The sequence below is a fragment of the Streptomyces niphimycinicus genome (genome assembly GCF_018883605.1).
In the GTDB taxonomy this organism is placed as follows: domain Bacteria; phylum Actinomycetota; class Actinomycetes; order Streptomycetales; family Streptomycetaceae; genus Streptomyces; species Streptomyces niphimycinicus.
In genome coordinates this window covers 1-5,698 of sequence record NZ_JAHLEM010000663.1, presented here as the reverse complement: position 1 = coordinate 5,698, position 5,698 = coordinate 1, and the positions used below count along the sequence as shown (strand labels likewise).

Genomic DNA, 5,698 nt, shown 5'->3' with positions numbered 1-5,698 from the left:
CACGCCGCCCCCAGCTCCGGCCGCCCACGCCGCCCCCGACCCCGGCCGCCCAAGCGGCTCGCGACGTGGTGTTCCCCACCCCGCGCCGGTGATCCGGCGCGGCCGGGCGAGCTCCAGTACCGTGTGGCGCGTGCGCCTGTCCGTCTTCTCCCACCGCGCCCGGCTGCTGCGGGCGGGGGTCGCCTGTGCCGTGCTGCTGGCGCTGGCCGGATACCTGACGGCGCAACTGCTGACGGGTGGTGTGGGACCGCCGCGCTGTGTCATACGGGCGAACGGCGAGGATGTGCGGCTCTCCCCCGAGCAGACCGTGAACGCCGCCACGATCGAGGCCGTGGCCGCCTCCCGCGGACTGCCGGAGCGGGCCGTCACCATCGCGCTGGCCACCGCCCTGCAAGAGTCGGGGCTGCGCACCATCCGCCACGGGGACCGGGATTCGCAGGGGCTGTTCCAGCAACGCCCCTCCCAGGGCTGGGGCAGCGTGCGGCAGATCCGCGATCCCGTCTACGCCGCCGGGAAGTTCTACGACGACCTGGTGCGGTTGCCCGGCTATTCGCGGCTGCCGCTGACGGTGGCGGCGCAGCGGGTGCAGCGCAGCGGTTTCCCGCAGGCGTACGCCAAGCATGAGACCGAGGCGGTGGTGCTGACCGGCGCCCTCACCGGGCACTCCGGGGCGGCCCTCAGTTGCCCGGGGCCGCCGGACGACGGTCAGGCGGGCGATCCGCTGCGCGTACGGGCGTCGCTGAAGCGGGAGTTCGGCGCCGAGACGGAGGCGCGGCCGGCCTCGACCGGGCACGGCGGCGGCAAGCAGGTCGCCCCCTCGCCGCACACGGTGGTGGTTCCGGTGCCGAAGGCGGCGGCTCCGGGGCGCGCCGGGCAGCGCGGCTGGGAGATCGCGCACTGGGCGGTGGCCCACTCGGACGAGTTGCGCATCGAACGTGTCTCTTACGGCGAGCGCGAATGGAACGCGCGGAATTCCGCGGCGGGTTGGCGTCCGGCCAAGGGGATTTCCGGGGCGGAAGTGCGGATCATCACCATGCGATAGCGCATGGAATCACCGCAGTTCAGGGCGGTTGACGGCGCATTGTGCTGCGCATACGGCGAAATGACCCGGGCGTATTACACGCAGAACCGGATAATGCGACGCATTGCCAACTCTTTGCCTTGTCTCACCGCAACCTTCGCGGGGTTCACGCGGTATTCACAGCGTCCGAATCGCCGGGCACCGCACGAAAATTGTCCCTCCGCCAAAGGAGAACCATGTCCCTCCCTCTCACCCGTCGGATCGCCCGCGCCGCACTGCTGGTCGCGGCGAGCGCGGCACCCGTCGTCGGCGCCGCCGGGGTCGCGAGTGCGGCGGAGCCGGCCCAGCCGCAGTCCTCCAAGCTGGGGCTGTCCTCGCTGGACCCCGCCTCGGTCGGTGAGGTCGCCGACGTCGCCTCGCAGCAGGTCGGGAGCACGGCGGGTGACGTCAGCAGCAAGGCCGGCGGGACCGTCAAGGAGATCCTGCCGGGCAGGACCGCCCCGGCGAACGTGGCCCCGGCCAAGCCCGCCCAGCCTGCCAAACCCGCCAAGCCCGCCAAGCCCGCCAAGGGCGCGAAGGCCACCAAGGCCGCCAAGGCCGCCAAGGCCGGTCCGGCCAGGGCCGCGCACGCCAAGGTAGGCGGTAAGGGCGAGGGCAGGGCCCTCGGACACGGGAAGGGCAAGGGCGGCGCCCACGCCAAGGGCAAGGCGGCCAAGGCGGCGCAGCCCGCTGAGGCCGCCGCCCCGCAGGCCCCCGCGCCCAGCGCCCCGCAGGGCTCGGACCTCCCAGTCAAGGATCTGCCGATCAAGGGCCTGCCGCTGCTCGGCTGATTTCGCCGGACCAACACGGGAGCCCGGGGAGTCTCGTACTCCCCGGGCCCCTTCAGGTCGTTCAGTCCGCCAGTCGCCGGACCGCCGCCGCCACGCGCTCGTCCGTCGCCGTGAACGCAACCCGCACGTGCCGCTCCCCCGCCGCGCCGTAGAACTCGCCCGGGGCCACCAGGATGCCCTGCTCGGCGAGGGCGCCCACGGTGTCCCAGCAGGGCTCGTCCCGCGTCGCCCACAGATACAGCGACGCCTCGCTGTGCTCGATGCGGAAGCCCTGGCCCTCCAGCGCCGACCGCAGCGCGGCCCGGCGCCGCTCATAGCGCTCGCGCTGCTCGGTCACATGCTTGTCGTCGCCGAGCGCCGCGACCGTGGCCGCCTGCACCGGTGCGGGCACCATCATCCCGCCGTGCTTGCGGATCTTCAGCAGTTCGCCGAGCACCGCCTCGTCACCGGCGAGGAAGGCCGCCCGGTAGCCCGCCAGATTGGACCGCTTGGACAGCGAGTGGACCGCCACCAGCCCCTCGAAGGACCCGCCGGAGATATCCGGGTGGAGCACGGAGACCGGGTCGGCCTCCCAGCCCAGCTCCAGATAGCACTCGTCGCTGACCACCAGCACCCCGTGCGCACGGGCCCAGGCGACCGCGGTGCGCAGCTCGTCCTTGGACAGCACCCGGCCGGTGGGGTTGGACGGGGAGTTGAGCCACAGCAGCTTCAGCCCGGCCGGGTCGAGGTCGGTGCCCGCGGCGCCGGCCGCGAATGTCCGCTCGTCGTACGGCACCGGCTCGGCGCCCGCCAGCCGCGCGCCCACCTCGTACGTCGGATAGGCGAGCCGCGGGAAGGCGACCCGGTCGCCGGGGCCGAGGCCCAGTTGCGCGGGCAGCGAGGCCACCAGTTCCTTCGAGCCGACCACCGGCAGCACCTGGGTATGGGTCACCCGGGCCGCGCCCAGCCGCCGCTCCACCCAGCCGGTGAGGGCGTCGCGCAGCGCGGCCGTGCCCCAGACGGTGGGATAGCCGGGGCTGTCCGAGGCGTCGGCGAGGGCCGCGCGGATCAGCTCGGGGACCGGGTCGACGGGGGTGCCCACCGAGAGGTCGACAATGCCGTCGCGGTGGGCCGCGGCGATCGCCTTGTACGGTTCGAGCCGGTCCCAGGGGAAGACCGGGAGGCGGGCGGATACGGGTGGCACGGGGTGGCTCGCTTTCTTCGGAACTGCCCGGGTCCTTCGGCACTGCCGGGCCGAGGGCCCGGGAACCCGGTGGATTCCGGCCGTACCGGTGGACCCCGGGAAGACCCGGGACCCACGGGAGGGCCGGGAGCGCCGGGAGCGCCCGGGAAACAGCCCGGTCCCGCAGGCCACAGGCCATACGGGACCGCCGGCTGCTTCCGGGCGCTGACGCCGGGGCAGGGTTACTCGTCGTGCTCCTGCGGCGGAAGCGCGGCGATGAAGGGGTGGTCCCGCTCGATCAGGCCGAGCTTGCTCGCCCCACCGGGCGAACCGAGCTCGTCGAAGAACTCGACGTTCGCCTTGTAGTAGTCCTTCCACTCCTCGGGAGTGTCGTCCTCGTAGAAGATCGCCTCGACCGGGCAGACCGGCTCACAAGCCCCGCAGTCGACGCATTCGTCCGGGTGGATGTACAAGGACCGCTGGCCCTCGTAGATACAGTCGACGGGGCACTCCTCGATGCACGCCTTGTCTTTCAGGTCGACACAAGGCTGCGCGATGACGTAGGTCACGCTGTCGTTCCTCCTCGTTAGGGCTGCTATCGCGCGGGAGCGCGGCGTCGTCGATGCCCGCACCTAGTATCTCCGTTCTTGGGCACCAGACGCACATGAGGGGCTGACTGAGCTGTGGATTTCACCACTGGCGGACGTCTTGAAGTCCGGATCACCCCGGATGACGTGGGAAAACGCGTCTCGGTCAGGTTGATCACCAGAGATCGTGAGCCCGCCCCCACCTTCACCGACGTGGTCGGCGTTCTCACATCGTGGACCGAGGGCTCGCTCTCCATCACGCGGCGCACCGGTGAGGCGGTGCGGATCGCCGAGTCGTCCCTGGTGGCGGGCAAGGTGGTACCCGCCGCTCCGGCCCGCCGCCGCGGCCCCGCCGCGACCGCGCCCGAGCTGGACCGGGTCGCCGCCCGGGCCTGGCCGCCCATGGTCAGCGAGCCGCTGGGCGAGTGGACGCTGCGCGCCTCGGGCGGATTCACCCGGCGCGCCAATTCGGTACTGCCCCTCGGCGACCCCGGGACGGGCCTCGACGAGGCGCTGCGCCGGGTGACCGACTGGTACGCGGCGCACGGGCTGCCCGCGTACATCCAGGTCAGTACGGGCGCCGAGGGCACCCAGGAGCTGCTCGCGGCGGAGCTGGAGAGCCGCGGCTGGACGCGGGAGGTCTCGTCCCTGATACGCATCGCGGCGCTGGCCCCCATCGGGGATCTGGACGCCGACGCCTCGGCGGTGACGCTCTCCCGCCGGCTCGACGACGCCTGGCTGGCCCGCTATCAGCGGTCGTCCGGCGAGCCCTCCCCCGAGGCGCGGACGGTGCTGTCGGGCGGCCCGTCCGTGTGGTTCGCCACCGTGCCGGGGCGGGAGGGAGCCGCCCCGGACGCGATCGGGCGCTGTGTGGTGGACGGCCGCTGGGCCGGGTTCACCGCCGTGGAGGTCGCCCCGGAGCGGCGGCGCCAGGGCCTGGCCAAGGCCGTGATGACGGCGCTGGCCCGCAAGGCGCTCGACGAGGGCGCCTCGGCCGCGTATCTCCAGGTGGAGACGGACAATGACGGTGCGCAGGCCCTCTACGAGGGCATGGGCTTCACCGTCCACCACAGCTACCACCACTGGCGCGCATCTGGACAGGATGTGCGCTGAGCAGGGTACGAGTCGGCTATGCCACGGATGAACGACACGTCCCGCCGCCGGCGGTTCGCCGACGCGGCCCGCGAAGAGCGCCCCGACCTGGCGCTGCTGTGCCTGCTGGTCGGCATGGAGGCCGATACCGGACTGGACGAGACCGGACTCGACGAAGCACAGATCGAGCTGGACCGGCTGGCCGGTCAGCTCCCCTTCTCCCCCGGCGGCCCCGAGGACTGGGCCGCCGCGCTGGCCCGCCTCCTCGGCGAACGCCATGACTTCCGGGGCGGCCCGGCCGACTACCGGCGGCTGGGATCCTCGCTCCTCCACACGGTGCTGCGGCGCCGCCGTGGACTGCCGATCCTGCTGTCCGTGGTGTGGATGGAGGTGGCGCGCCGGGCGGGCGCGCCGGTGTACGGGGTGGCGCTGCCGGGGCACTTCGTGGTCGGCTTCGGCGATCCTTACGGAAGCCATGTGCTGGCCGATCCGTTCGACGGCGGGCGGCCACTGTCCAGTGAGGACGCGGCGACACTGGTGTCGGGGGCCACCGGCGCCCCGCTCTCCCCGTCGATGCTGAGCCCGGCCGGGCCGCTGGACATCGTGCTGCGCATCCTCAACAACATCCGCGCCTGGGCGTCCGCCCGCCCCGAGCGCACCGACGTCCGGCTGTGGGCGGTCGAACTGTCCCTGCTGCTGCCCAGCCACCCGGCCGAACTGCGCTACGAGCGGGCACAACTCCTGGTGGAGCGGGGCGACTTCATGACCGGCGCCAAGGAGCTGGAGGACTACGCGGAGGTGGTGGAGCCGGTGCAGCCCGACACCGCCAAAACCGCACGCCACGAGGCCCGCGCCGCCCGCGCGATGCTGAACTAGCGTCTGCCGCTGCCTGGTGGGTCTCCGCACCCGTGCCCTCGGCGGCGGCCCAGGCCGGGGCTCCGCCCTCTGGGCCCGGAGCGGCTGGTGTGCGTGTGTGTGGGGGGGGATGTCCCGGTGGCGGCCGGGG

The 5,698-nt window shown here is 73.0% G+C and carries 6 protein-coding genes; 4 read left to right on the top strand and 2 right to left on the bottom strand.

Going from position 1 to position 5,698, the window contains the following annotated elements:
• Positions 1-121 precede the first annotated feature (121 nt).
• Together KN815_RS39595 and KN815_RS52435 are read left to right on the top strand one after the other, a co-directional pair.
• Positions 122-1,042, top strand: coding sequence for a VldE C-terminal domain-containing protein (locus tag KN815_RS39595; protein WP_216346641.1), 921 nt, complete (start codon positions 122-124; stop codon positions 1,040-1,042).
• 215 nt (positions 1,043-1,257) lie between these two features.
• A complete protein-coding gene (locus KN815_RS52435) occupies positions 1,258-1,851 on the top strand; it encodes an ATP-binding protein (RefSeq protein WP_372458598.1) in 594 nt (197 codons plus the stop codon).
• A 61-nt stretch (positions 1,852-1,912) separates the two neighbouring features.
• Here KN815_RS52435 and dapC read toward each other — a convergent pair whose 3' ends face one another.
• Together dapC and fdxA are read right to left on the bottom strand one after the other, a co-directional pair.
• Complete coding sequence (gene dapC / locus KN815_RS39585) at positions 1,913-3,034, bottom strand: succinyldiaminopimelate transaminase (RefSeq protein WP_216346640.1); 1,122 nt, start codon at positions 3,032-3,034, stop codon at positions 1,913-1,915.
• Positions 3,035-3,255: 221 nt separating this feature from the next.
• On the bottom strand, positions 3,256-3,582 hold the full coding sequence (gene fdxA, locus KN815_RS39580; protein ID WP_014054705.1) for a ferredoxin: 327 nt from the start codon (positions 3,580-3,582) through the stop codon (positions 3,256-3,258).
• Positions 3,583-3,696: 114 nt separating this feature from the next.
• On the opposite strand from fdxA, the gene KN815_RS39575 reads away from it, so the two are divergent.
• Positions 3,697-4,713 carry a GNAT family N-acetyltransferase gene (locus KN815_RS39575; RefSeq protein ID WP_216346639.1) on the top strand — a complete coding sequence of 339 codons (1,017 nt, stop codon included), beginning with the start codon at positions 3,697-3,699 and terminating at the stop codon, positions 4,711-4,713.
• Between the two features lie 18 nt (positions 4,714-4,731).
• Positions 4,732-5,568, top strand: a complete 837-nt coding sequence (locus KN815_RS39570; protein WP_216346638.1) for a transglutaminase family protein — start codon at positions 4,732-4,734, stop codon at positions 5,566-5,568.
• Positions 5,569-5,698: the final 130 nt, after the last annotated feature.